The organism is Sorangium sp. So ce321 (genome assembly GCF_051530195.1).
Taxonomy (GTDB): domain Bacteria; phylum Myxococcota_A; class Polyangia; order Polyangiales; family Polyangiaceae; genus Sorangium.
This window is the reverse complement of the sequence record NZ_CP150329.1, coordinates 5,973,797-5,995,992: the sequence shown is the minus strand read 5'-3', so window position 1 is coordinate 5,995,992 and position 22,196 is coordinate 5,973,797. Positions and strand designations below refer to the sequence as shown.

Here is a 22,196-nt window from a genome sequence, read left to right as displayed (position 1 = left end):
TCCGGGGCGCAGCGCGCGCATGGCCGTCCCTGACGGGTGGCTCTCGGCTCATCTCCGTGTGCAAGGCGACCTACCCGCTCACCCCAGGCGTCGCTAGGCTGGCCGCTCCAGACCAACCCGAGTTGCGCTGCCGATGAACCCCACCCTCGATCTCCGTGACCTCCACGTATCCTATGCTTATACGACCGCTGTCCGGCTCCTCAGCCTGGACAGGGTAACGCCCTTCTGGCCCGATCTCGGGCTCCAGCTCGACGGCGTCGAGGAGGTGAAGGCGGCCGCGCGTCGCTGCTTCCGAGCGGAGATCGAGCTCGAGGCGCTGGAGGACGATGAGCGGGACTATGACGACATGCTCGCGGTGCACATCGCGGCGTTCCTCACCGACGTGGAGCGCACCCAGGGCACGACGGCTGCGGCGCAGCTTCGCGCGTGGATCGAGGAGCGCTTCTTCGTCCTCGGACAGGAGCCAGATTGGCGGACCCTGTGGCACGTGCTCGTCGCGTGGCTACCGCGCCGCAAGGAGCACCGCGTCGCGAGCTTCGGCCTGCCGCTCGGCAAGGTCGCCAGGCTCTTCGAGATCGCCCGAGCGTGGGCGGAGACCGCAGACGCGCTGGATCGGCGCATCGGCGAGGCGGAAGCGCTCCCGCTGGAAGGATGGGACGCCGAGGCCTACGCGGCTTACCGCGGCGACGACCCCGACCTGAGCCCCCTCACCGGGCTATCGCTGCACCTGGCCGCGCTCGCGTTCGAGCGCACCTGGGGCACGATTCAGCGGCTGCTCAGCCCGGCAGAGATGGACGCGCTCGAGCGCTGGGGTCAGGCGGAGGTCCTGGCCCACATGGATTCGATCTCGCACCACTCGGCATGGATCCCGCCGGAAAGCCGAAGCCTGTCATGAGCACGACGCTCGCCGTACCTCAGGAACCGGCAACACGCTCGGAGCAGGCGCTCAGCAGTTCAGCTTGATCCGCTCGCCGAGCAGCTGCACGTCGTCGTTCGCCACGAGCTGCACGTCGCCGCGCCTGGCCTCGATCGTCGCCTGGCGGGCCTCGGCCCGCAGCTCGCCGCGCACCCGCGTCGTCGCGTCGCCGGCGACCGTCTGCGCGAGGTCGCCGCCGGTCTCGTGCACGATCCCGTGCTCGGCCCGCACGTGGAACCGGTCGCAGTCGACGCGCACCGCGCCGGGCGACGAGAGCTCCAGCTCGGCCGCGCGGATGCGCAGCACCGGCCCGCTCGGGGTGAGGCGCACGTCGAGCTCGACCTCTCCCGACGCGCTCCGGATCGTCACGCGCTCCTCTTCCCCCGCCGCGGATCGCACCTCGACGACGCGCCCCGACGGCAGCTCGACCCGCCGCTCCGCTCGATCGCGGTGCGTCTCCTCCGCGATGCGCTCGATCAGCGCCGGCAGGCGATCCACCTGCTGCGCCTCCGTCACGATCTCCGGCACACGCGCTTCGTACGTAGGCTTCATGGCGGCGCGCTCGAGGGACCGTCCCCCTCGTCCTTCGCTCGAAGGAGAGCGTACCCGCGCGCGGGGGGCAATCAGGCGCCGACATGCGCCGCTCTCCAGCGGGCGGGGGGCCCCGTGCGCTCACCGACGCATCAGCGTCTCGGTCCCCGCCAGCGTGCCGCCCAGGCTCGCCCAGCGCCCCACGAGCTGCCGGCCCTCGATCGCGTAGCTCACCACGCCGACCTGCTGGCCCGGAGACCAGCCCACGACGAGCTGATCGCCCGAGCGGATGCCCACCCCTTTGAGGGCGCCGGTGCTCAGCAGCCAGGTCACGGCGTAGGTGTCGCCCGCCGGCGCGATGGCGACCGTCCCCTGGCGGTCGCCCTCGACGATGCGGTAGCTGCCGGCGAGCCCCTCGGGGCCTTGCAGCTCCTCGGCCGTCACCTGGCCGGGCCTGTCCGTGGAGATCCACTGCCCGCGGAGGCGACCGCCGTCGATGCGGTAGGCGGCCGCGCCGTAGGGGCCACCGCTCGCCCAGCCCACGGCGAGGGTCTGCCCCTGCACGAACGCGATCCCCTCGTACCCGGCCCCCTTCGTGATGATCCAGGCGATGCGGTACGTGCTCCCGGTCCTCGACAGGAGGACGTTGCCCGCGTAGCTGCCCTGCCCGCCCGGGTTGCGCGACGAGACGATGTCGTACGTGCCGGCCAGGTCGAGGTCGGCGCTCGCCGCGGTGCTCGGCAGCTGGACCGGCCTGGGGGCGGTATCCGTGTCCGCGCCGCCGCGGCGCGGCGTGACCTCGGAGCGCTTTGTCGCGCTCATGCGGTAGACAAGCGCTCCGCCGACCGTCAGGGCGGCGAGGCCGAGCAGCCCGCCGCCGACGATCGCGAGCACGAGCCCCGGCGACGTCCTGCGCCGCGGCGGGACCTGGACCAGCGCCAGGGGGCCGCCCGTCGCGCCGCCCACGTCGGTGCGGGAGACCGCCGGGTAGGTCGGGCCGGAGTAGACGGGCGGGACCGGCAGCGACGGCGCGGGCGGCGGGGGCGCGCTCCGGTACGAAGCCGCGGCGAGCACGGGGTCGAGCGCCGCCATGGCCTGCCCCGCGTCGGCGAAGCGGGCGCGGGCGTCGCGGGCCACGCACCGGGCGAACCAGGCGTCGAAGCCCGGGGGGATCAGATGCGCGCAGCCCTGGAGCGCGGCGCGGGCGGAAGGCGGATCGAGCGGCCCGAACAGCACCTCGCGCAGGAGCGACATGACCGAGGCGCTCTGCCCCCGGCTGGGCTCGACCCAGTAGAGGCGCGCGGTGAGCAGGTAATAGACGAGCAGCCCGAGCGCCCAGACGTCCGACGCCGGGGTGACCTGCGTGGCGAGCTCGGTCTGCTCGGGCGCCATCCAGAGCGGCGTCCCGACCGACGCGGTCATCAGCGAGTTGGCCCGCGTCTCGGCGACGACCTTCGCCACGCCGAAGTCGAGCACCTTCACCTTGAAGCGGACGTTCTGCTGCCTGGGCCGCGCGATGAAGATGTTCTCGGGCTTGAGGTCGCGGTGCACGACGCCCGCGCGGTGGGCCGCCGCGAGCGCGTGGCACAGCTGCCCGGTGAGCTCGCGGACCTCGTCGGGCGGCAGCGGGCCGCGCTGCGCCACCATGGCCGAAAGGTCGGACCCCTCGAGCAGCTCCATGGCCAGCCACGGCGTCTGCGTCGCCGGCTCCACGCCCGCGGCGACCACCTCCACCACGTGATCGCTCTCGATGCGCGCCCCCACCCGCGCCTCCTGCTCGAAGCGCTCGCGGAAGCGGGGGTCCTGCGCGAGCTGCGCGTGCATCAGCTTCACCGCGCGCGGCTTGCCCGTGGAGATCTGCTCGGCGACGAGCACGGCGCCCATGCCCCCCTGGCTCAGGGCGCGGACGATGCGGAAATCGCCCCCGAGGACCGTGCCGGGAGAGAGCGGTGCGGCTGTCGTTGTGTTGACCATGGGGACCCTGCAGGCGACGTCGCGCGGCGCGCCCCGGTAGCGTACCCCCGAACGCGCGGCGCGGGGCGTCGGAGCGCACCGCAGCGCGCCCAGCGCGGCAGGCCGGGCTGCCGGCGCCGGATCTCCCCCAGCGCACGGGGCGCGCTCAGCCCCCGTCCTCCTCGATCCGCACCAGGATCTGGTCCGTCGCGCTGACGCGGACGGGATAGGTCCTGAGCCCCTGCGCGCCGTTGAGAGCCTCTCCCGTCTCCACGTTGAACTTCTGCGTGTGCAGCGGGCAGATGAGCGTGCAGCCGCCGAGCAGCCCGTCGGCGAGCGGGCCGCCCCGGTGCGGGCAGGTCGCCTGCGTGGCGAACACGCGGCCGTCCCGCGCCACGAACACCGCGATGCGCTCCTCGCCCACCGCGAACGCGCGCCCCTCCCCCGGCGGGATCGCCGAGATCGGACCCAGGGTGATCTCCATGGCAGCCCCTTTCATTGCACGATCGGCAAGACCGTCCTGAACTGGTTCGGCGTCGCCGGGGCGTACGCTTCCCTCCACGGGTCGCGGTACGCCGCGGCCGTCTTCTGCACCTCCTCGTCGAGGCGCGCGGCGATCCCCTCGCTGTCGTCCACCACGACGGCGCGGATCTTCTGGATCCCGACCCGCTCCACGAAGCCGTACGTCCGCTCCAGGTACCTGGCGTTCTCGCGGTAGTACTGGATGAACCGGCCCATGAGCCTGAGCACTTCGTCGTGCGCGTCGACCGTGCAGAGCACGTCGCCCTTGCGCACGTGGGCGCCGGCCGCGCCGCCGACGTAGATCTCCCACCTGCCGCCCTCCACCGCGACGGCGCCGACGTCCTTCACCATCGCCTCCGAGCAGTTGCGCGGGCAGCCCGCCGTCGCGAGCTTCAGCTTGGCCGGCGTGTCCATGCCCTGGAAGCGGCCCTCGATCTTCATCGCGAGCGCGATGCTGTCGCCGAGGCCGAACCGGCAGAAGTCGGTCCCCACGCAGCTCTTGCACGTGCGGTACGACTTTCCGTACGCGAACCCCGACGGCATCTCGAGGTCGCGCCACACGCCCGGCAGGTCCTCCTTCCTCACGCCGAGCAGGTCGATGCGCTGGCCGCCGGTCAGCTTCACGAGCGGCACGCGGTACTTCTCGACCACGTCCGCGATCCGCCGGAGCTGCGCGGCCGACGTGACGCCCCCGGGGATCTGCGGGATCACGCTGAAGGTCCCGTCCTTCTGGATGTTGCCGTGCACGCGGTCGTTGATGAAGCGCGCGTCGCGCTCGTCCTCGTACTCGTGGTGCCAGAGCGTGCGGAGCAGCGAGGCGAGCCCCGGCTTGCTCCCCGGGTCCTCGTTGCCCCCGGCGAGCTCCCGGAAGACGGCGGACACCGACCTGAGCCCGCGCTCGCGGATCGCCCGCGCGAGCTCCGGCTTGCTCAGCGGGACGCCCGGCACGTAGTAGCCCGCCGCCGGGTCCTGCTCCGCCGCGCCCCCGCACGCCCACGCCACGACCTCCGAGACGAGCTGCTTGCACGCGCCGCAGCCCATCCCCGCGCGCGTCGCGTCCATGATCGTCCGCAGGCTCCGCTTGCCGGAGCGCACGCAAGCGACGAGGTTCTCTTTGCTCACGCCGTTGCAGTTGCAGACCTGCATCTCGGCCGGCATCTCCTCGATCGTCGCCGTCGTCGAGGGCGCCCCGATATCGAACAGCAGCGACAGCCGCTCCTCCGGGAGCGGGGTGCTCCTGTCGAACGCCTGCATCAGGTACGCGGCCTTGCTCACGTCGCCGAGGAGGATGCCGCCGAGGAGCCGCCCGTCGCGGATGATGAGCTTCTTGTACGTGCCCTTCTTCGGCTCGATGAACTGCACGATCTCGTCCCGGTCGTCGGTCGGCTCGGTGACGCCCATCGAGGCGAGCTGGACGCCCATGACCTTGAGCTTCGTGGCGACCTTCGAGCCCGAGTAGGTCGCCTTCTCGTTGCGCTTCGTGATGTGGTCGGCGAGCACCTTGCCCTGCTCCCAGAGCGGCGCCACGAGCCCGTAGACGTGCCCGCGGTGCTGCGCGCACTCGCCCACGGCGTAGATCCTCGGGTCGTCGGGGCAGCGCATGTGGTTGTCCACCACGATCCCCCGCTCGACCGTCAGCCCGGCGCGCAGCGCGAGGTCAACGTTCGGCCGGATGCCCGCGGAGATCACCACGAGGTCGCAGTCGAGCGTCTCGTCGTCGGCGAAGCGGAGCCCTGTCACGCGGCCCTCGCCGAGCACCTCCTTCGTGCTCCTGTCGAGGTGGACGTTCACGCCGAGCTGCTCGAGCGTGGCCCTGAGGATGGCGCCCCCCGTGGCGTCGAGCTGCTGCCCCATCAGGTGGCCGCTGATGTGGACCACGTGGACGTCGAGCCCGAAGTTCTGCAGGCCGCGCGCCGCCTCGAGCCCGAGGAGCCCGCCGCCGATGACGGCGGCGCTGCGCTTCCCCTTCGCGTAGGCGGCGATCCTGTGGCAGTCGTCGAGGCTGCGGAACACGAAGACGCCCGGCTTCTCCCGGCCGCCCTCGAGGCGCACCCCCTGGATCGGCGGGATGTACGGCGAGCTGCCCGTCGCGATGATCAGGTTGTCGTAGGGCGCCACGACCCCGTGGTCGCCGGTCACCTGGCGCGAGTGTCGGTGGATGGCGCGCGCGCGCACGCCCGCGTGCAGCTGGATGCCGTTCTCCCGGTACCAGGCGAGGGGGTTCAGGAAGATGTCGCTCGCCTCCTGCGAGCCGTTCAGCACCTCGGAGAGCAGGATGCGGTTGTAGTTCCCATAAGGCTCGTCGCCGAGGATGGTGATCTCGAACTGCTCCGCGCCCCCGCGGGCGAGGATCTCCTCGACGGTGCGGACGCCGGCCATCCCGTTGCCGATCACCACGAGCTTGCGCTTCTTCTGCATGGCTCAGATCTCCGCCAGGCCGATATCGATGGTCGCGAGCCCGCGCACGCCCTCGGGCGCGCCGACGGACAGCTCCAGCACGCTCTCCGGGTGGATGTCCTCGACGATGACGAGCGGCACGTGGATCGCCGCCTTGGCGCCGATCGGGAAGTAGCGCATCGGCTGGCCGTCGCGCTTGAGCAGCAGGTAGATGAGCTCCGCGCTGGAGTTGCCCGCGCGCAGGTAGATCAGCTGAGCGCGCTTGTCCCGCGGGACCGTGTATCCGATCGCGGGACGGAGGGGGACCGGTCGCTCCAGGCCCTGCCCCTCGAACGAGTAGACGCCCTGTATGAACCTCGGTGTTTCCAATGGGACCTCCCGGGCGAGTCATCGAACGGGCGCGCCACGAGCGCGCCACGAGGGACGCTCTGCAACTCTCTGCGACTGCACGGAAGTCATACAGCGCAGACAGTTTCGAGGGCACGTTGCCCGGCGGCGCGAACCCGTGTAGGTCGTGTTTCCAAGGTGTTTCGCTCCTCGCCTTCCTCTTCGTCCCGCGCGGCGAGCGCCGCGGAGCTCGTCGTCGTCGGGGCCGGCTCGTCCGGCGCCGTGATCGCCGCGCGCGTCACGGAGCGCGCCGATCGCGAGGTCCTGCTGCTCGAGGCGGGCCCGGACTACCCGGACCCGGCGCGCCTGCCCGCCGATCTGCGGGACGGCACGCGCAACTCGTGGCTCCTGCACGACTGGGGCTATCGCCACCGGCCGACGCCCGGGCAGATCATGTTCCTCTTCCCGCGCGGCAAGGTGGTCGGCGGCTCGTCGGCCGTGAACACGTGCATCGCGATCCGCGGCCAGCCGTACGATTACGACGAGTGGGCCGCGCTCGGCCTGCCCGAGTGGGGCTTCGACGCTTGCCTGCCCTATTTCAAGCGCCTCGAGGACGACCGCGACTTCGGCGAGCCCTGGCACGGTAACGGCGGCCCGGTGCCCATCCGCCGCGCCCGGCGCGAGGAGCTCGTGCCCTGGCAGAGGGCGTTCGTCGACGGGTGCAGGGCGCTCGGCCACCCCGAGTGCGCGGACACGAATGATCCGCGCGCGACCGCGGGCGTGGGGCCGCACGCGATGAACAAGATCGACGGCCAGCGCATGAGCGCGGCGCGCTGCTACCTGACCGCCGAGGTGCGCCGGCGGGAGAACCTGCGGCTGCGCCCGCGCACGACCGTGCGGCGGGTGCTCGTGCGGAACCGCCGGGTCGAGGGGGTCGAGATCGAGACGGACGGGCGCGTCGAGGTGGTCGCGACGCGGAAGGTGGTGCTGAGCGCCGGCGCGATCGCGACGCCCGGGATCCTCCTGCGCAGCGGGATCGGGCCGCGGGCCGAGCTCGCGCGCCTCGGCGTGCCGCTCGTGTCCGACGTGCCCGCCGTGGGGGCGCGGCTCCTCGATCACCCGGGGACGGTCATCGGCCTGTGGCCGCGCCGCCGCGGGCTGATCGACGCCCTGCGCCAGCCGCTGGTCCAGACGGTGCTCCGCTACACGTCGCGCGGCAGCCAGTACCCGAACGACATGCAGCTCCAGCCGGGCTCGTTCTTCCCGCTGCACCCGCGGCTCACGATCCCGGCGTTCGCGATCGCTTGCTGCATCGGCAAGCCGCGGGGCGTCGGCCGCATCGAGCACGTGAGCGCGGACCCCCACGCGCGGCCGCGCATCGTCTCGAACATGCTCGTCGACCTCGACGACCGCGCGCGCGCCGTCGAGGCGATGCAGCTCGCGTACGAGGTCGCCCGCACCGCGCCGATGCGCGAGCTCGGCTGGTTCGTCTGGCCCACGGAGCGCACGCTGATGCGGCGCGAGGCGCTGGAGCGGTGGATCTACAGGAGCTGCGGCTCCGGCTATCACCCGTGCGGGACGGCCCCGATGGGACCGGAGGGGGACGCGGCGGCGGCGGTCGACGGGCGCGGGCATGTCCGCGGCGTCGAGGGGCTGCTCGTCGCCGACGCGAGCATCATGCCGACCATCCCGAGCGTGAACACGAACCTGACCGCGCTGATGATCGGCGAGCGGTTCGGCGAGTGGCTCCGCGAGGGGGCGGCGTAGCCGCGCCCGTGGCGAGAGGCGTGAGCCCCGAGCGGATCCCTCCTTCACCTCGCCCGCGCGCGCCCCCATGATGGCGCCATGCTCCGCTTCCCGCGCGCGCTCTGGATCGCTCTGGCGCTCGCGATCCTCCTCCCGCTGCCCTCGCTCTTCGCCCAGCTCTACACGGACGACCAGATGATGGTCCTCCGCCTCGAGGGCACGATGGCCTCCCCGGTGCCGGGCCCCTTTCATCTCTACACCTTCGCGGACGGCTCGGCCGAGCAGCGCGCCCAGCTCTTCGGCGGCGGCACCTTGCCCTGGTGGACCCTGCCCGAGCTCCGCCTCTCGTTCTTCCGCCCGCTCTCGAGCGGCCTGCTCGCGCTCGACCACGCGCTCGCCGGCCGCAACCCGCTGCCCTACCACGTGCACTCGATGGCCTGGTACGCGGCCGCCGTGCTCGCCGCGGCGCTCCTCTTCCGGCGCCTCCTCCCCGAGCGGACGGCCGCCCTCGCGGCCCTGATCTTCACGATCTCCCCCGCCCACTGGATGGCCGCCGGCTGGCCCTCGTCGCGCCACGTCGCGATCATCGGCGCGCTCGGCTTCAGCGCGCTCGCCCTCCACCTCCGCGCCCGCGAGCGCGGCGATCGCCGCGCCGCGATCGGCGCCCTCGCCTGCGCCGCGATCGCGCTCCTCGCGGGCGAGGCCGCGCTCGGCGTCTTCGCCTACGTCTTCGCCTACGAGCTCCTCGGCCGCGACGAGCCGCTTGCCCGCCGCGCCCGCGCCTTCGCCCCCTGGGTCGCGCTCGCGCTCGTCTACGCGATCACCTACAAGGCGCTCCACTTCGGCGCCTACGGCTCCGGCGGCTACCTCGACCCCATCACCGAGGCGTCGACCTTCCTGCCCGCGCTCCCCGTGCGCCTCGCCGTCTTCGCCGAGGCCGCGCTGCTCGGCGTCCCCTCGGAGGTCTCGGCCCTCGACGCCCGCGCCGCGCGCGTCCTCGCGATCCTCGGCGTGCTCGCGCTCCTCGCCTTCTCCTTGCTCCTCCGCCGCGCGCTGCGGCGCATCGCGCCCGAGCACGCGCGCACCCTCCGCTGGCTGCTGGTGGGCGCCGTGCTCGCGCTCCTGCCCGGGGCCGCGAGCATCCCCGGCGATCGCGTCCTCTTCCTCCCCAACCTCGGCATCCTGGCCGCGCTCGCCACGGTCCTCCTCCACGCCGGCCGCGCTCCGGACGAGCGCGCCCTCGCCGCGGCCCCCGCGCGCGCCGGCGTCGCCCTCTTCGGCCTCCTCCATGTCGTGCTCGCCGCGCCGGTCTTCCTCTTCGGCATCCTCCACCTCACGACCACCTCGAGGACCGCGCTCGACGTCCTCGCTGGCGCCGAGATCCCTCGACGCGAGGGCATGCGCGTCCTCGGCATCGGGCTCTCGGATCCGCTCGTCGGCATGTACCTCGCGTCCGGGCTCCAGCTCGCGTTCGAGCCCCCGCCCGCGACCGTCGATCTCCTCAGCATGGCGGGCCACGACCACCGCGTCCGCCGCGTCGACGCCCGCACCCTCGAGATCGCGGTCGAGGGCCGCCTCCTCGACGGCGCCTTCGAGAACGTCGTCCGCGCCAGGCGCCACCCCCTCCGGGCGGGCGACGTCGTCCCGCTCGGCGCCTGGTCGGTCCGCGTCCTTGCCGACGACGCGGGTCAGCCGACCCGCTTCGCCGTCACCTTCGATCGCGACCTCGAAGACCCCTCGCTCGCCTTCCTGCACTGGAAGGACGGCGGCCTCCGCGCCCTCACCCCCCCACCGATCGGCGGCGAGGTCGTCCTCCGCCACGAGCCGGGCCCGATGGGCCTGTAGACCTGAGGTATCCTCTCAAATTCTTTGGAAAATTCACAGGGAGGCGGGGAGACGGCCGCAGCGCCGCCGAGGGCGGAGCGGCCGCGGGCGGCACCCCTATTCAGGAAACCTGAGCGTCTCGATGGCGTTGCCGCCCTCTGCCACCGTCGTGCTGCCATCGTGGTTCCAGCTGGTGCCCCCCTTGCCCGGCAGTCCTGTCTCGATGGTGACGCCCTCCAGCGTGAGCTGGTCCTCGTCGAGGTAGGCGACGCCGATCGAGTCGCCGCCGCGCCCTGGGCCGCCGTAGCCGCCGGGCCCTCCTTGGCCGCCCCGGTCGCCGAAACAGGCAGAGAAGCCGTCCCCCAGCGCTCCGCCCGGCGCACCTCGGCCGCCTCGGCCGCCGTCCTGGGGTTCCCCGCCGTTGCCGCCATTGCCGCCAAAGTCCGCCGTGATCTTGGTGTCGCGCACGGTCACCCGGGCGTGAAGCGCGAGGACGCCGATGGACGGCATTCCGTTCGCTCCCCCGCGGCCCCCGCGGCCTCCGCAACCGCCGGCCCCGCCCGAGCCTCCTCCTGGGCCTCCCAGGGAGGCCACGCCGCACAGGGCGATCCCGCCTCGACGACCGCCACCGCCACCGCCGCCCTGGCCCGGCGTGCCCCAGGTCCCCTCGCCCCCCGCGTCGCCCTCCCATCCTGTCTCGGTGAGGCGCCCGATGCCCTCGCCGGGCGCGCCCACCGTCCCCGGAGCCCCCGGGCCTCCGCTGGATCCGGTATCGCAACTGCGGTTGTCCTGCTCCCCGATACCCCCGTGTGCGGGCGGCAACAGGTCGGCGGGTCCACCATCGCCCCCATCCTCGGCGCTGTCGGGCCGCCCGTCCCCTCCCTTGCCTCCGGTGCTCGTGGTCCCGTTCTCGCACTGGTTCACGACCGCAGGCCCGCCGGCGACGACGGCGGCCGAGCACGCGTCCCCACCGAAGTTGCCGTCCGGTCCGCCCTGTGGCCTCGACTGCCACTTCTCGCCAGCCAAGCCTCCCAGCCCTCCGTCGGCGGAGATCTCGCTCCGCAGGATCTCCACCGCCGTGTTGGACTGAGCGAGCACGCCGACCGGGCCCCAGCTCGGGATGTAGAGATCGGCGAGCGTCGAGACCCCGTCCGCGGCCCCCGTGTCCCCGGGGGCCGCGGGCTCGACGACCACCAAGGGGCCGAAAACCCGCCGAGGAGAAAACTGGGTCCGCGGGAGCAGGGGGTCGCGCACCCATCTCCAGCAGTTGAAGCCGCCGCGGAGATCCACGCCGGAGGGCACCGTGATCTGATTCACGATGAATCCCTCGTTGCAGAGGAACACGCGCCCTCGTCCAGCGCGCGCGAGCTCGACGGCGCGCGCGACGGTGTACACCGGCTTCTCCTTCGTGCCGGGGTTCCTGTCGTCGCCGCCACCGACGTTTCCGGCGAGGAACACGCCGCAGCCGTCGTCGAGGATATCGGCGGCGACGTGCTCGACGCAGACCGACTCCGGAGGCGGCTCGTCCTCGCACGAGGTGCCTTCACAAGGTGTCACGCCAGGATCGTTCACGCCGGGCGCAGTCCCGCAGCCGGTCGCCCACGGGGACAGCAGAAGGACCAGGGTAGCCGCAGTGCTCTTTTTCATGTGCGTCTCTTGACCGGTGCCGCCAGCACAGGGCGGTTCATTGAGGCGGTTCGGGGGCTGGCGCATCGAACCGGTACCAGAACAGCGTGATCCCACCTTCCCCGCTGCCGAGCTTACTTTCCGGGGCTGCATTGGCGCCGAGGCCACCCACGCCAGCTTGTCCGGGCAAGACCGTCGCATTCTGCACGATGGCCACGGAGGCGCCCACGGAGCCGATGCCGAGCGAGTGGCCCCCGAGGCCGCCGCCCGCATCGCCCCCTCGGCCGCCGTCGCCGCCATCGCCGCCGGTGCACCCTCGCGACGTGCCGGTCAGAAGCTTGTTACCGCCGAGGCCGCCCCCGGCGCCAAGGCCTCCCCACTGGCCCGTTCCGCCGACGCCGCCATTGCCGCCCTTGGCTCCGAGGACCGTGCTGGCATCGACCGTGAGGTCGCTCCCCTGCAACGCGACGATCCCGATGCTCGCGCCGCCGTAGCTGCCCCCCTTGCCCCCCTTGCCCCCGCAGCCGCCGCTGCCCCCCGATCCGCCGGCCGCACCGCCCTGGGGCCGACCAGCCGGACACGCGTTCATGGGACCTTGCCCCTTGCCGCCGCCACCCCCCCCGCCGCCCTGGCCGACGCCGCCCCTCTTCCCGTCCTCCCCGCGGACGCCGACCCATCCGTCGACGCCCAGGAGGCCATCGCCAACCGCTCCGGCGGCGCGCCCCTCGTCGGCGCTGTTGGCTCCGTTCTCCCCATCGTTGCAGTCCATGCTGACCGCGCCGGAGCCGCCCAGGCCGCGCTCGTCCGGATTCCCGACCGGTTCCGGCAGCCCTGAAGTCCCGTCGCCGCCCGTCTCGAGGCCGCCATCGCCCCCGTAACCCCCCGTCGACTCGATGCCATCGTCGCACACGGTCACGACCGGGCGGGCGCCTGCGGCGGCCTCCGCCGTGCACGCGTCCGCGCCATCGTTGCCCACGAGGCCGTCCGGCGCTCGCTCGCTGAACGCGTCCTCCCCCGGCTCGCCATCCTTGCCGTTGCCCGCGATGACCTCGCTCGACACGACGCTCGCCTTGGCCCCCTGGCTCAAGATCATCGCGATGGACGACTTGCCGTCATTCGCCGAGGCGTCCGCCGCCACCACGCGCACGCCGAAGATCGTGGACGTTTCCTCCCCCTGGGTCACGCGCAGCGGGATGCCCACGGGAGGAGCGATGGTGGTCAGCTGATTCGGTCCAACATACGACCAATCGTCGCCAGCACACAGGCGGGCACCCCAGATATCGACGCCCGAGGGCAGCGTGATGGCCTCCTTGAACGCTCCGCCGCAAGCGTACACGCGCCGGGGCAGCCCCCTGCCGTCGCCTCGTTGGCTGCCAGCGGCCAGCCGGATCGCACGCTGGAGCGTGTTCACCGGCTCTGCCTTCGTGCCTGGGTTCCTGTCGTCGCCGTCCTCGCTGACGAACACCCCGCACATGTCGAGCGCTGGCGCCGTCGCCGGGTCGCCGTCACAAGGAGATGGCTCCGGCGGAGGGATCTCGCACAGATGGCCTTCCGCGCAATTATCAGAATAGCACCCAGAGACTCCGGTGGCGCCGGCCAGGCCGAGCGTCATGAGCACGAGGGAACGCAGGACGTCTCGACCTCGATCCCTGGACCCAGGACGCATCGCCATGCCTCCCCTCACCACGCTCCTTCGAGGAGCACACCGGCCCGTTCGCTGGTCGTCACGGGCACGATGCGGACGCCCGTAGCTTCTGGCGCGGCACCGAAGAACGCGGCCTCCGTGAGAAAGGAGGCCGCTGTCGCCACGCCGAACACAGCGCTCGTCGCCAGCGACACCTTGCCCAGGGTGGCGAGCAGGTTCCTCTGGTCGACCTGGCGATGGATGTCGGCGCACGCTGCCGGCGCGCTCGCTTCCCGGCAGGTGTGAGACGTCCACCCCTGCTGCAGACGCACGACGTTGCCCTCGCGCAGGTTGGTGTGGATGACGTGAGCGCGCAGGAGAAGGACCGCACCGGTCGCCGCCGTTGCCGTCGTGATCGCGATGCCGCCTATCCGCAGCGTCCCCGGCCAGGACGCCCAGGGCCCGGGAGCCTGCGCGCGCGCGGCTGGCGAAGTGCTCACGGGCTCCGGCGTCGCCGACGAGGCCTCCTTGGTGCTGCTCACGGCGGCGTGCGGCAGCCGCATCGTGATCTCTTGCTTCGCGCCCCGTTCGCCGCTGAACACGTGGACGGCTTCCTCGCGGCCCGGCGCCCGGGCCCGCACCACGTGTCGTCCGCGCTCGAGGAACACCTTGTAGGTCCCGGCGATCCGACTCACGCGTTGGCCGTCGATGAACACCTCGGCGTCCGGCGGGTCGACAGAGAGCAGGAGTGTGACGACATAAAACGCAGCCTTCAGCTGTGCCACCTTGAACCGCCTCTGGGCCTCCAACGGCAGCAGCTCGCGTCGCTCAAGACTTCGGGTCAGATGCTCCGCCGCTTCACGATAGTTGTGCAGCGCCAGCTCACAGAAGCCGAGCTCGCCGGCGATTTCCGCGGGGTCTACCTGCGCGCTGGGGGACTGTTCCGAGGCTTCGAGGGCCGCCTTGTAGGCGTCGCGGGCCTCGGTCCACCTTCCGGCGTCGCGCGCGCGCCGAGCACGGCGAACATGGCCATTGACGGTCGAGCCGTCGCTCCTTGCCGGGACCGAAGAACGTTCCTGTGCATCGGCCGGACTGGCAAAGCCTGGTGAGGCGCCAAGCGTCAGCGAGATGATCAGCAGGTGCGCACCGCGACGCATGCGCGGACGGTACCTACGCCGGTCGCTCAGCGTCAACCGGCAAAAAACGCGTCGAAACAGCCCTTTGAATGATAATTATCGATCTGACGACGGAATGTCTCATCCCTCGCCGGGCCCAGGCGTAACCATGTCCCGCCTCGCCGACCGCCAGCTTCGCCTGCCGGACGCTGGCCCGGGTTCGCCCGTCTACGATCCCGGGCCGCGGCACCTCTCAGCGCCCGGACGCGCTGAGGTGATTTCGTCACGGCCGCCTCCAGCGTCCCTCGCCATCCTTTTTGGAAGGGGGTCACCATGGATTCATCAGATCATGTCGGTCGTGTCCTGCGCCGCGTCCTCGCGCTCTCGCTCGCGCCGGTGCTGGCCGGAACCTGCGCGGGCATCGACACCAGCGGCTTCGCGGCCGTCGCCTGCCGGGATGGACGGGAGCCGCGGTACCTCGAGGGCCTCAGGCCCGGAGCCGCCGCCGGCTACCTCGAGCTGCGCGAGCACCTGCATCTGCACGGTGAGAGCCACGCGCCGCGCGCGATCGAGACCTCGGGCACCCCATGCGCCCAGGCGACGGCCCCGACGGCGTGTGCGGCGAAGATCGCGGCGAGCTCCTCGACCGAGGGCTTCAGGCTGGGCGAGTGCGTGCAGATCTGCCCCCGGCACGTCCTGATCGTCAATGCGGGCGACGACGTGGACGTCCTTCGCTCGAAGGAGGAGGTCAAGGCGTGGCTCGGGCGCGTGGACTCGCCAGAAGAGGCGGTGCTGGTCGCCGCGCTGGAGGGCTACGAGGTCGCCTGTGGCGGCAGCGCGCCGGGCGGGGTGCGGCCCGCCGACGAAGGCTACGAGGTGCTGGCGACGCGTTTCACCTCCCTTTGCGCGCCCGTGGAGACCACCCAGTACGTGCTCCGGGTCGGCGCGGACGGCCACCTCGGCGAGGTAGCGTCGGAGGTGATCCGCTCCAGCGCCGGGGTCTGCATCGGCCGGCGCGCCGCGGGGCTCGTCGAGCGCGCGGCCGGCGGCGCGACGGTGGTCGGGGCGTGGTTCGCAGAGGTGGCGCAGCTGGAGGCGGCGTCGGTGGCCGCCTTCGAGGTGCTCGGCCGCGAGCTCGCCCACCACGGCGCGCCGCGGTCGCTCATCGAGGGGGCGAGCGCCGCGCGGCGCGACGAGGTGCGGCACGCGCGGGTGATGCGCGCCGTGGCGGCACGTCACGGCGGGCGCTGGCGGGCGCCGGTGGTGGCGCCGCAGCCGCTGCGATCGTTCGAGGAGCTCGCGGTCGAGAACGCGGCAGAGGGCTGCGCGCGGGAGACGTTCGGCGCGCTGGTCGGGATGTGGCAGGCGCGGTTCGCGGGCGACCGCGCGGTGCGGCGGGTGATGGCCCGCATTGCCCGGGACGAGGTCCGTCACGCCTCGCTGGCGTGGGCGATCGATCGCTGGGCCCGTCCGCGGCTCTCCCCGGCCGCGCGGCGGCGGACCGAGGAGGCCCGGCGGAGCGCGCTCGACGAGATCGCCGCGGCGGCGCAGCGCGACCCGCATCCCGACCTCGTCCGCTGGGCAGGCCTGCCCGGGCCGCGCGCCGCCCGCAGCCTGGCGACGCATTTCACGCGGAGCGTGGCGGCGCTCCGCCTCGACGCCCCGTAAGACCACCGCGGGGCCGGCCCGCTGTCGCGAGCCATGGAGGGTATGGCCAGCCAGGTGACGTCGTACTGGCGGCTGCCAGGTGACGTCGTACTGGCGGCTGTCGAGAGGGTAATGGTCAATTTGACCAACCAACCCCTGGCGACCTCGACGAGCCATCCGGTCGCTGAGCCACGCCATGGCGCGGCCTCCTCCTCCTCGTCCCATCCTTCCGCCTTCATCAAGTCGACGTGCGCCATGTGCGCAGCCGCGTCGACGCGAGCGGCGGACCCGTCGGGTCAGGTGCTCCGACCGAGAGCGCGCGCGAAGTCACCAACCGCCTCTTCCTGATCGCTATTCTCGATGGCCCCAGGGCGGCAACGCCTCACGGCGGCGATCGCGTCGACCGGCGCGAGCCCACGCTTGACCAAGCAAGCTGCCGCGACGAGCCCCGTCCTGCCCAGGCCGGCCCAACAGTGGATGATCGCGGCGCGCCCCCGCGCGGCCGTGTCGAGGATCCGATCGACAGGCGCATGAAGGGACGCAGTGTCGGACGGTACCGAGAAGTCGCCGAAAGGCCAGCGCAGGACGACCATGCCCCGTTCCGTTGCACGCTCGGCCAGATCCTGGATCCCCAGAAGCTCGAGCTCGTGGTTGCTGACCAGCGAGACGAGGAGGCTGGCGCCATGGAGATGACGGAGCTCGTCGAGATCCTCGACCAGCGGCCGGCCTCGCCCCGGCGCCGCCATCATCCCGATGCCCGCGGCGAGGCCGGTCATTGCAGGGGGCATGTAGTCGACGCGCACGGATCAGCGATGAGTCTAGGACATCAAACAGGTTGAAATCCCAAGAAAATCAACCACAGAGGGCACAGAGTTTTTGTTGTTCCTCTGTGTCCTCTGTGTCCTCTGTGCCTCTGTGGTTCAAATCTCTTCATTCCCGGGCGTTTCAAGCTGATCGATGCTCTAGCACGTCCAGTGGAGCCGGAACGTGCCGCTTCGTCTGCCGGCGGTCTCCGGCGACGCATCACGCGCACGGGCGCTCGGCGAGGAGGAGACGGCGCGCCCATGCCGCGACCGCTCACCCTGCCGGCGCAAACCGGCCCGGTCCGGCAGCTCCCGGGCGGGAAGGGGTGGCTCCGGCTCGTCTCGGGCGGTCCGCATCGGCAGCGCCCGCTGCCCCGCGACCGCCGCCGCCTGCCTTCATCGCTCCCTCCTCATCTCCCATCGGGACACAACCGCACCCTGAACGCCTGCCGCTGGACAGGCGGCTAGTTACGGCGTCCACGCGCCTCATGTAATCGTCTCGTCATGTGGATCGACTTCCCATCTGATATGCAAACACAGCTGAAAACGTCCCATCCAAACGCCGTCGAGCGAAGCCTCATAGCTGCTGCCATAACAACACACTATCAGGTTCTTCAGACATCAACGACGCTGCGCGCGAGCGGGCGGTACTCCGAACAGGAGATCGAAGAAGATGTCCTCGAGCAACTCCATCACTTTGTCACCGAGTTTTTCGGCCAGTATGGGATAGAAGTTCGTACTGGGTCGGATCCCCTTGGCGTGCGGAACTATAAAAAATCGGCGATTCCAGACGAAGAAGCCTGAGGTCGTGCTCTCGTACTCGTATGTTTCAGGGTCGCTATCCAGCGGAGCGGTACTACAGCGATCGTCCACGAGAGTGAGCCACCCGCGCCCGTTCGGAGGCCGCCGCCGCGTCATCGCGCCGCCTCCGCGCAAGGCGCCTGAAGTGCAGCACCGCCCTTTCGAGGGCCGCCGTGGAGAATTGAAATTCAGACCGGGAGCTTCACGCAGCCGTCGCGCCGAGTGATTCCGGTGACTTTGTGAGAAGGCGATCCCGGGGGAGCGGTATCGCATCACCCGGCCGGAGGGGTCGGTGCGAGAGCGAGCGCTCGACGGACAAGGGCTGGCGCGGGCGGAAGGGTTCGAGCCGGTGCAGTGTGAGCGACGTTCCGGCCCTGGATGAGGGCGCGTCGGAGAGGGTGTGATGGGCCAGAACAAGAGGGAGCCGCCCCCGGCCTACCCGACTGGCAGATCATCACCTGGCCGCGCATCTCGGCGAGATCCTCGTCGCTCGGCGGGCGGTGCCGTCCGAGGAGCAGGTCGCCTGGCCAGAGGAGGTTGGCCAGCCTCCCCGGCGGGCCCGCCGCCCTACGTGGCCGCCTGCATGCTCCCGCGCGCCGCGCGGTAGTCGGTGATCAGCGACCCCATGATGTTGGCGGCGCCTGTGGCAATTTGAATCATCGACGCGAGCGGCGCGCGCTTTCTGTACCCGAGCACGAACGGCGCCGCGATCACGGACGCGCTCCACGCATAATCGAGCACCTCGTGCATCTCGATCGGGATCAGCTTCGCCAGGCTCAGCCGGTAGTCGGTGAGCAGAGACACGGAGATGACCGATGCGCCCAGGAGCGCGCCGGCGACCTTTGCCTCAGTCCGGCGCGAGGCGAGCCCGGCCATGGCGACCATGAGGCCGTTCGAGTAGTCGAGGACGGAGTGGACGTCCTGGGGGATCAGGCGCTTGAGGGGCAGGACGCCGAAGAGCAGCTTCGAGGGGATCGCCGCGTTCTGCTGGACGGCCGGCGCGGCGGCGCCGGGCCTCACGACCTCCGGCGAAATCACGTCTTCGGTGCTCGGATAGATGGCGGATTGCATCGTGTGAAACCTCCCGCTCCGCGCCCTAGCAATTCGTAGACCGGCGACAGGCGCCGCAGAGCCCGGGCGTCATGGAGCGGACCCATCAAGGCCGTGCTCGGCCGCCCGAGGTCCGGCGCGCTCAGCGCACGGAGGCGAGCCAGGCGCGCGCCGCGGCGGCGTCGGGGAAGTACTCCTGGACGAGGTCCTTGCTGGTGACCTTGGTCATGGTCCCCCTGAGCGACATGCGCGAGATCGCCGACTCGGGCACCACCACGCCCATCCAGCGCACGCCCTGGGCGATCACGCGCGGGAACCAGACCTGGCTCGTCCACTGCTGATCTTCCTGCGTGCTCGGCGGGCCACGGCGGGTGTCCGCGAGCCACCGGGTCGCCATCTTCTTACGGGCGAGGGAGAGCCCCGCCTCGAGCCCCGCGCGCAGCTCCTTGCTCTCGGCGAACCCCTTCCACTCGGCCACCACGGCCTGGAGACCCTCGTCCCAGGAGATGGTGATCCATCGCTCGTCGAAGTAGATCAAGCGCGCCTCCTGCCACCGAGCGTACGACGGCCTGCGCGCCGAGCGCAATCGTGCTCTTCCTGACGGCGCTTGTTCAATCCACGTTCACCGCACGTTCATCCCACGTTGATCGCACGTTGATCGCACGTTGATCGCACGTTGTGATCGCACGTTGATCGCACGTTCACCGCAGGATCTCCTCCAGCAGCGCGTTCGGCTCCCCGCGGAGATCGTCGCCGAACGACGCGACGCCCAGATCGTAGTACTGGTTCATGATCGTGAACCAGAGATCGCGGAGCTGGCGATCGCTCCCCAGAGGGTCATAGGCGACATGCGCGTCGTTCAGGAAGACGCCGTCGCCGCCCAGGAGGACGATGGGCAGGTCGTACGCGTCGTGATCGTGTGTGCGCATCTCGCTCATGTACACCATGACCGAGTGGTCGAGCACCGTCCCGTTGCCCTCGCGGATCGCGTCGAGCCGCTGCGCCAGCCGCGCGGCCTTCTGGCCGAGCCAGCAGTTGATCGCCGCGAAATCGAGGTTGCTCTCCTCGATGATCCTGTAACGGCCTCCCTCGGTCGCGCGGTCGAGGTTACCGGCGCCGTGCTGGGAAGCGTGGAAGTGCAGGCTGCTCTCTTGCCGGTACTCGAGCCCCACCTTCGCCCGGACGTCCTCCGGGATGCACCTGTATTCGAACTCGGAGCGCGAGTCGTCGAGCATGTGGGTCACGACGCGCGTCACGTCGCACTGGATCGCCATCACGAGGAGATCGGTCATGACGTTCGCGTGGTCGTCATGCCTGTACTCGCCGGCCTCCGTGCTGTCGTTCTCGTTGAGCCCCTCCAGCGGGCCCGGCGGCTCGGGGACCACCCCGGGCTCGGGGACGGGGCTGCACCCGATCATCGTCGCCTCGACGCGGGTGACGTTCTTCTCGATCTCCCGCAGCGAGTCGAGGTATTGCTGGACGATCTGGCGATCTTCCGCGCCGACCTTGCTCATGAGCGAGCTCGCGTCCGCGAGCACGGCGTCGATGACGCTCTTCTCCGTCGCCGCGCGGCGCTCCGCCTCGATCCTGGCCTGCGCGGCGGTCTGCCCGGGGACGGGCGCCGCGCCCGCCGCGCCGGCGTTGATCAGCGCGTCGAACACCGCCTTCGGGTTGACCGAGCGCTTCAGCGGCTCGCGCGGGCTCTTCCAGGAGATCGCCTGGTTGTACGCGTAGCTGCGCTCGTCGAAGAAGCCGGGCTTGACCCCGAGCCCCGTCTGCAGCGACGGGATGCGGGTCGCCTGCAGCGGGCCGGCCTTCTGGACGATGAGCTGATCGACCGAGACGCCGTTGCCCACCCACTCGCCGAGGTCCTGCCCCAGGTCCCTCCCCAGCTGGTCGGCGTCCACGCAGGTCGACAGCGCCGCCGTGAGGCGCGAGTGGGACGGCTCGATGAACGGGCTCTGGTCCTTGCTCCAGGTGTAGTTCCCGAGGCGGCTTATCATGAGCAGCTTCGACTTCACCGGCGCGAAGTGCTCGAGCACCCTCGGCAGCTCGAAGTCGGCGCCCCGCAGCGTCTTGCCGAACGCGGGCGCCGTCTCCCACCAGTGATGAGGCGCGCCGTTCGGGAAGGTGCAGAGCAAGAAGCGCTTCGGCGTGCCGGCGTCCCCTGCCCGAGCGCCGCGCGGCGAGAGGCTCTCCAGCCACGGCAGCGCCAGGCAGACGCCCGCGCCCCGCAGCAGGTTCCTGCGTGAGAGTCGCCGCTTCATGCGCACATCGCTCCTTCGTGCCCGGGCTCCCGCGACACAGGCGCTGACGCCCCTCGCCGCCTCACTGCGACCTTCCCTTCGCGTCGCGGAGGCGGAACGCCTCGCTCGTCACCACCCGCTTCACCAGCGCCGCGATCGTCCCGCTGTCCCAGCGCGCGGCGATCTCCGTGATCTCGGGCCTGTCCTCGGGCGTCGGGCTCCGGCGCAGGGCGTAGGCGAAGAGCTGCTCGGCGGGGCACGTCCCGGCCCGGGCGGCCTTCTGGAGCTCCGGCACGAGGCCGGACACGTCCTCGAACGCCGCGCCCGCGTACACGCCCGTCGCGTCGACAGCGTCGCCGTTCGGGTACTCGGTCCGGTAGGCGCCGATCGCGTCGAAGTTCTCGAGGCTCAGCCCGATGGGGTCGAGCAGGTCGTGGCAGCTCGCGCAGTCGGGAGAGGCGCGGTGCTTCTCGAGCTGCTCGCGGACGTTGTCGGCAGGGCCCGAGCCCCCGCCCGCGGCGCCGAGCTCCGGGATGACCATGTTGGCGGGCGGCGCCATGGGCACGCAGAAGAGCTGCGCCAGGATCGTCTTCGCGCGCGAGGTGGGAGAGGTCCTGTCGGCGTGCGATGAGAGCGTGAGGAACGCGGGGAGCGTGAGGAACCCGCGGCGCACGCCCGCGGGATCGCCCGCAGTGAGCGGGGCGACGAGCGCGCTCTCCGGGTGGGGCGCCGTGAGGAACTCGGCCCATGTCCGCTCGCCGGTCGTCACCTCGGCGAAGTACGCGTTGGCTTGCTCGAGCATCGCGCCCTTCAGCTCCTGGCTCCACAGGGGGAACAGGGTCGTGTCGGCGTTGTGGCTGGGGAGCGTGCGGGTCCCGAGCCACTGCCCGAAGAAGTTCTGGAAGAACGCGGCGCTCTTCGGGTCGGCCAGCATGCGATCGACCTGCTGGAGGAGCTCGTCCTCGGTGGCGAGCGCGTCGCGCGACGCCGCGTCGCGGAGCGCGTCGTCCGGGAGCGAGCTCCAGAGCAGGTACGAGAGGCGCGACGCGATCTCGTGGCCGTTGAGGG

18 protein-coding genes are annotated in these 22,196 nt (G+C 71.5%); 5 read left to right on the top strand and 13 right to left on the bottom strand.

The genetic code is table 11. The features are described from left to right. The first annotated feature begins 133 nt into the window (after window positions 1-133). A complete protein-coding gene (locus tag WME89_RS22025) occupies window positions 134-895 on the top strand; it encodes a hypothetical protein (RefSeq protein ID WP_438011092.1) in 762 nt (253 codons plus the stop codon). Window positions 896-946: 51 nt separating this feature from the next. Here WME89_RS22025 and WME89_RS22020 read toward each other — a convergent pair whose 3' ends face one another. The 5 genes from WME89_RS22020 to WME89_RS22000 all read right to left on the bottom strand — a co-directional run bounded on the left by WME89_RS22020 (window position 947) and on the right by WME89_RS22000 (window position 6,688). After that, complete coding sequence (locus WME89_RS22020) at window positions 947-1,468, bottom strand: hypothetical protein (protein ID WP_438011091.1); 522 nt, start codon at window positions 1,466-1,468, stop codon at window positions 947-949. A gap of 120 nt (window positions 1,469-1,588) precedes the next feature. Continuing rightward, window positions 1,589-3,421: a serine/threonine protein kinase gene (locus tag WME89_RS22015; protein WP_438011090.1), complete on the bottom strand. Its 1,833-nt coding sequence runs from the start codon at window positions 3,419-3,421 to the stop codon at window positions 1,589-1,591. Between the two features lie 145 nt (window positions 3,422-3,566). Further along, a complete protein-coding gene (locus tag WME89_RS22010; protein WP_438011089.1) occupies window positions 3,567-3,884 on the bottom strand; it encodes a Rieske (2Fe-2S) protein in 318 nt (105 codons plus the stop codon). A gap of 11 nt (window positions 3,885-3,895) precedes the next feature. Next, window positions 3,896-6,340 carry a nitrite reductase large subunit NirB gene (nirB, locus tag WME89_RS22005; protein ID WP_438011088.1) on the bottom strand — a complete coding sequence of 815 codons (2,445 nt, stop codon included), beginning with the start codon at window positions 6,338-6,340 and terminating at the stop codon, window positions 3,896-3,898. Window positions 6,341-6,343: 3 nt separating this feature from the next. Then, window positions 6,344-6,688 carry a molybdopterin oxidoreductase gene (locus WME89_RS22000; protein ID WP_438011087.1) on the bottom strand — a complete coding sequence of 115 codons (345 nt, stop codon included), beginning with the start codon at window positions 6,686-6,688 and terminating at the stop codon, window positions 6,344-6,346. 156 nt (window positions 6,689-6,844) lie between these two features. Between WME89_RS22000 and WME89_RS21995 the strand changes: the two genes are divergently transcribed. Beyond that, entirely contained in the window at window positions 6,845-8,413 is a 1,569-nt protein-coding gene (locus WME89_RS21995) for a GMC family oxidoreductase (protein WP_438011086.1), read from the top strand. Between the two features lie 78 nt (window positions 8,414-8,491). Next, complete coding sequence (locus WME89_RS21990) at window positions 8,492-10,237, top strand: hypothetical protein (RefSeq protein WP_438011085.1); 1,746 nt, start codon at window positions 8,492-8,494, stop codon at window positions 10,235-10,237. A 96-nt stretch (window positions 10,238-10,333) separates the two neighbouring features. Here WME89_RS21990 and WME89_RS21985 read toward each other — a convergent pair whose 3' ends face one another. The 3 genes from WME89_RS21985 to WME89_RS21975 form a co-directional block, all read right to left on the bottom strand. Further along, entirely contained in the window at window positions 10,334-11,863 is a 1,530-nt protein-coding gene (locus WME89_RS21985) for a hypothetical protein (RefSeq protein WP_438011084.1), read from the bottom strand. A 37-nt stretch (window positions 11,864-11,900) separates the two neighbouring features. Beyond that, window positions 11,901-13,316, bottom strand: a complete 1,416-nt coding sequence (locus tag WME89_RS21980; protein ID WP_438011083.1) for a hypothetical protein — start codon at window positions 13,314-13,316, stop codon at window positions 11,901-11,903. A gap of 206 nt (window positions 13,317-13,522) precedes the next feature. Next, entirely contained in the window at window positions 13,523-14,623 is a 1,101-nt protein-coding gene (locus tag WME89_RS21975) for a tetratricopeptide repeat protein (protein ID WP_438011082.1), read from the bottom strand. Between the two features lie 291 nt (window positions 14,624-14,914). Here WME89_RS21975 and WME89_RS21970 point away from each other — a divergent pair, with 291 nt between their 5' ends. Continuing rightward, on the top strand, window positions 14,915-16,249 hold the full coding sequence (locus WME89_RS21970; RefSeq protein ID WP_438011081.1) for a ferritin-like domain-containing protein: 1,335 nt from the start codon (window positions 14,915-14,917) through the stop codon (window positions 16,247-16,249). Window positions 16,250-16,524: 275 nt separating this feature from the next. Here the strand turns inward: WME89_RS21970 and WME89_RS21965 are convergent, their stop codons facing one another. After that, complete coding sequence (locus WME89_RS21965) at window positions 16,525-16,977, bottom strand: phosphatase domain-containing putative toxin (RefSeq protein WP_438011080.1); 453 nt, start codon at window positions 16,975-16,977, stop codon at window positions 16,525-16,527. Between the two features lie 558 nt (window positions 16,978-17,535). On the opposite strand from WME89_RS21965, the gene WME89_RS21960 reads away from it, so the two are divergent. Next, complete coding sequence (locus WME89_RS21960) at window positions 17,536-17,835, top strand: hypothetical protein (protein WP_438011079.1); 300 nt, start codon at window positions 17,536-17,538, stop codon at window positions 17,833-17,835. Window positions 17,836-18,399: 564 nt separating this feature from the next. On the opposite strand, the gene WME89_RS21955 is transcribed toward WME89_RS21960, so the two are convergent. From WME89_RS21955 to WME89_RS21940, 4 genes are all read right to left on the bottom strand, one after another. Further along, a complete protein-coding gene (locus WME89_RS21955) occupies window positions 18,400-18,903 on the bottom strand; it encodes a hypothetical protein (protein WP_438011078.1) in 504 nt (167 codons plus the stop codon). 121 nt (window positions 18,904-19,024) lie between these two features. Continuing rightward, window positions 19,025-19,420: a hypothetical protein gene (locus tag WME89_RS21950; RefSeq protein WP_438011077.1), complete on the bottom strand. Its 396-nt coding sequence runs from the start codon at window positions 19,418-19,420 to the stop codon at window positions 19,025-19,027. Window positions 19,421-19,583: 163 nt separating this feature from the next. Further along, window positions 19,584-21,149, bottom strand: a complete 1,566-nt coding sequence (locus tag WME89_RS21945) for a DUF1552 domain-containing protein (protein ID WP_438011076.1) — start codon at window positions 21,147-21,149, stop codon at window positions 19,584-19,586. 61 nt (window positions 21,150-21,210) lie between these two features. Continuing rightward, entirely contained in the window at window positions 21,211-22,158 is a 948-nt protein-coding gene (locus WME89_RS21940) for a DUF1588 domain-containing protein (RefSeq protein WP_438011956.1), read from the bottom strand. Between the last annotated feature and the right edge of the window lie 38 nt (window positions 22,159-22,196).

Excerpts from the sequence above, each read along its gene's own strand:
- WME89_RS22025 (WP_438011092.1), top strand. The coding sequence starts at position 134 with ATGAACCCCACCCTCGATCTCCGTGACCTCCACGTATCCTATGCTTAT.
- WME89_RS22020 (WP_438011091.1), bottom strand. The coding sequence starts at position 1,468 with ATGAAGCCTACGTACGAAGCGCGTGTGCCGGAGATCGTGACGGAGGCG.
- WME89_RS22015 (WP_438011090.1), bottom strand. The coding sequence starts at position 3,421 with ATGGTCAACACAACGACAGCCGCACCGCTCTCTCCCGGCACGGTCCTC.
- WME89_RS22010 (WP_438011089.1), bottom strand. The coding sequence starts at position 3,884 with ATGGAGATCACCCTGGGTCCGATCTCGGCGATCCCGCCGGGGGAGGGG.
- nirB (WP_438011088.1), bottom strand. The coding sequence starts at position 6,340 with ATGCAGAAGAAGCGCAAGCTCGTGGTGATCGGCAACGGGATGGCCGGC.
- WME89_RS21990 (WP_438011085.1), top strand. The coding sequence starts at position 8,492 with ATGCTCCGCTTCCCGCGCGCGCTCTGGATCGCTCTGGCGCTCGCGATC.
- WME89_RS21985 (WP_438011084.1), bottom strand. The coding sequence starts at position 11,863 with ATGAAAAAGAGCACTGCGGCTACCCTGGTCCTTCTGCTGTCCCCGTGG.
- WME89_RS21980 (WP_438011083.1), bottom strand. The coding sequence starts at position 13,316 with ATGTGCGGGGTGTTCGTCAGCGAGGACGGCGACGACAGGAACCCAGGC.
- WME89_RS21975 (WP_438011082.1), bottom strand. The coding sequence starts at position 14,623 with ATGCGTCGCGGTGCGCACCTGCTGATCATCTCGCTGACGCTTGGCGCC.
- WME89_RS21970 (WP_438011081.1), top strand. The coding sequence starts at position 14,915 with ATGGATTCATCAGATCATGTCGGTCGTGTCCTGCGCCGCGTCCTCGCG.
- WME89_RS21965 (WP_438011080.1), bottom strand. The coding sequence starts at position 16,977 with ATGATGGCGGCGCCGGGGCGAGGCCGGCCGCTGGTCGAGGATCTCGAC.
- WME89_RS21960 (WP_438011079.1), top strand. The coding sequence starts at position 17,536 with ATGTGGATCGACTTCCCATCTGATATGCAAACACAGCTGAAAACGTCC.
- WME89_RS21955 (WP_438011078.1), bottom strand. The coding sequence starts at position 18,903 with ATGCAATCCGCCATCTATCCGAGCACCGAAGACGTGATTTCGCCGGAG.
- WME89_RS21945 (WP_438011076.1), bottom strand. The coding sequence starts at position 21,149 with ATGAAGCGGCGACTCTCACGCAGGAACCTGCTGCGGGGCGCGGGCGTC.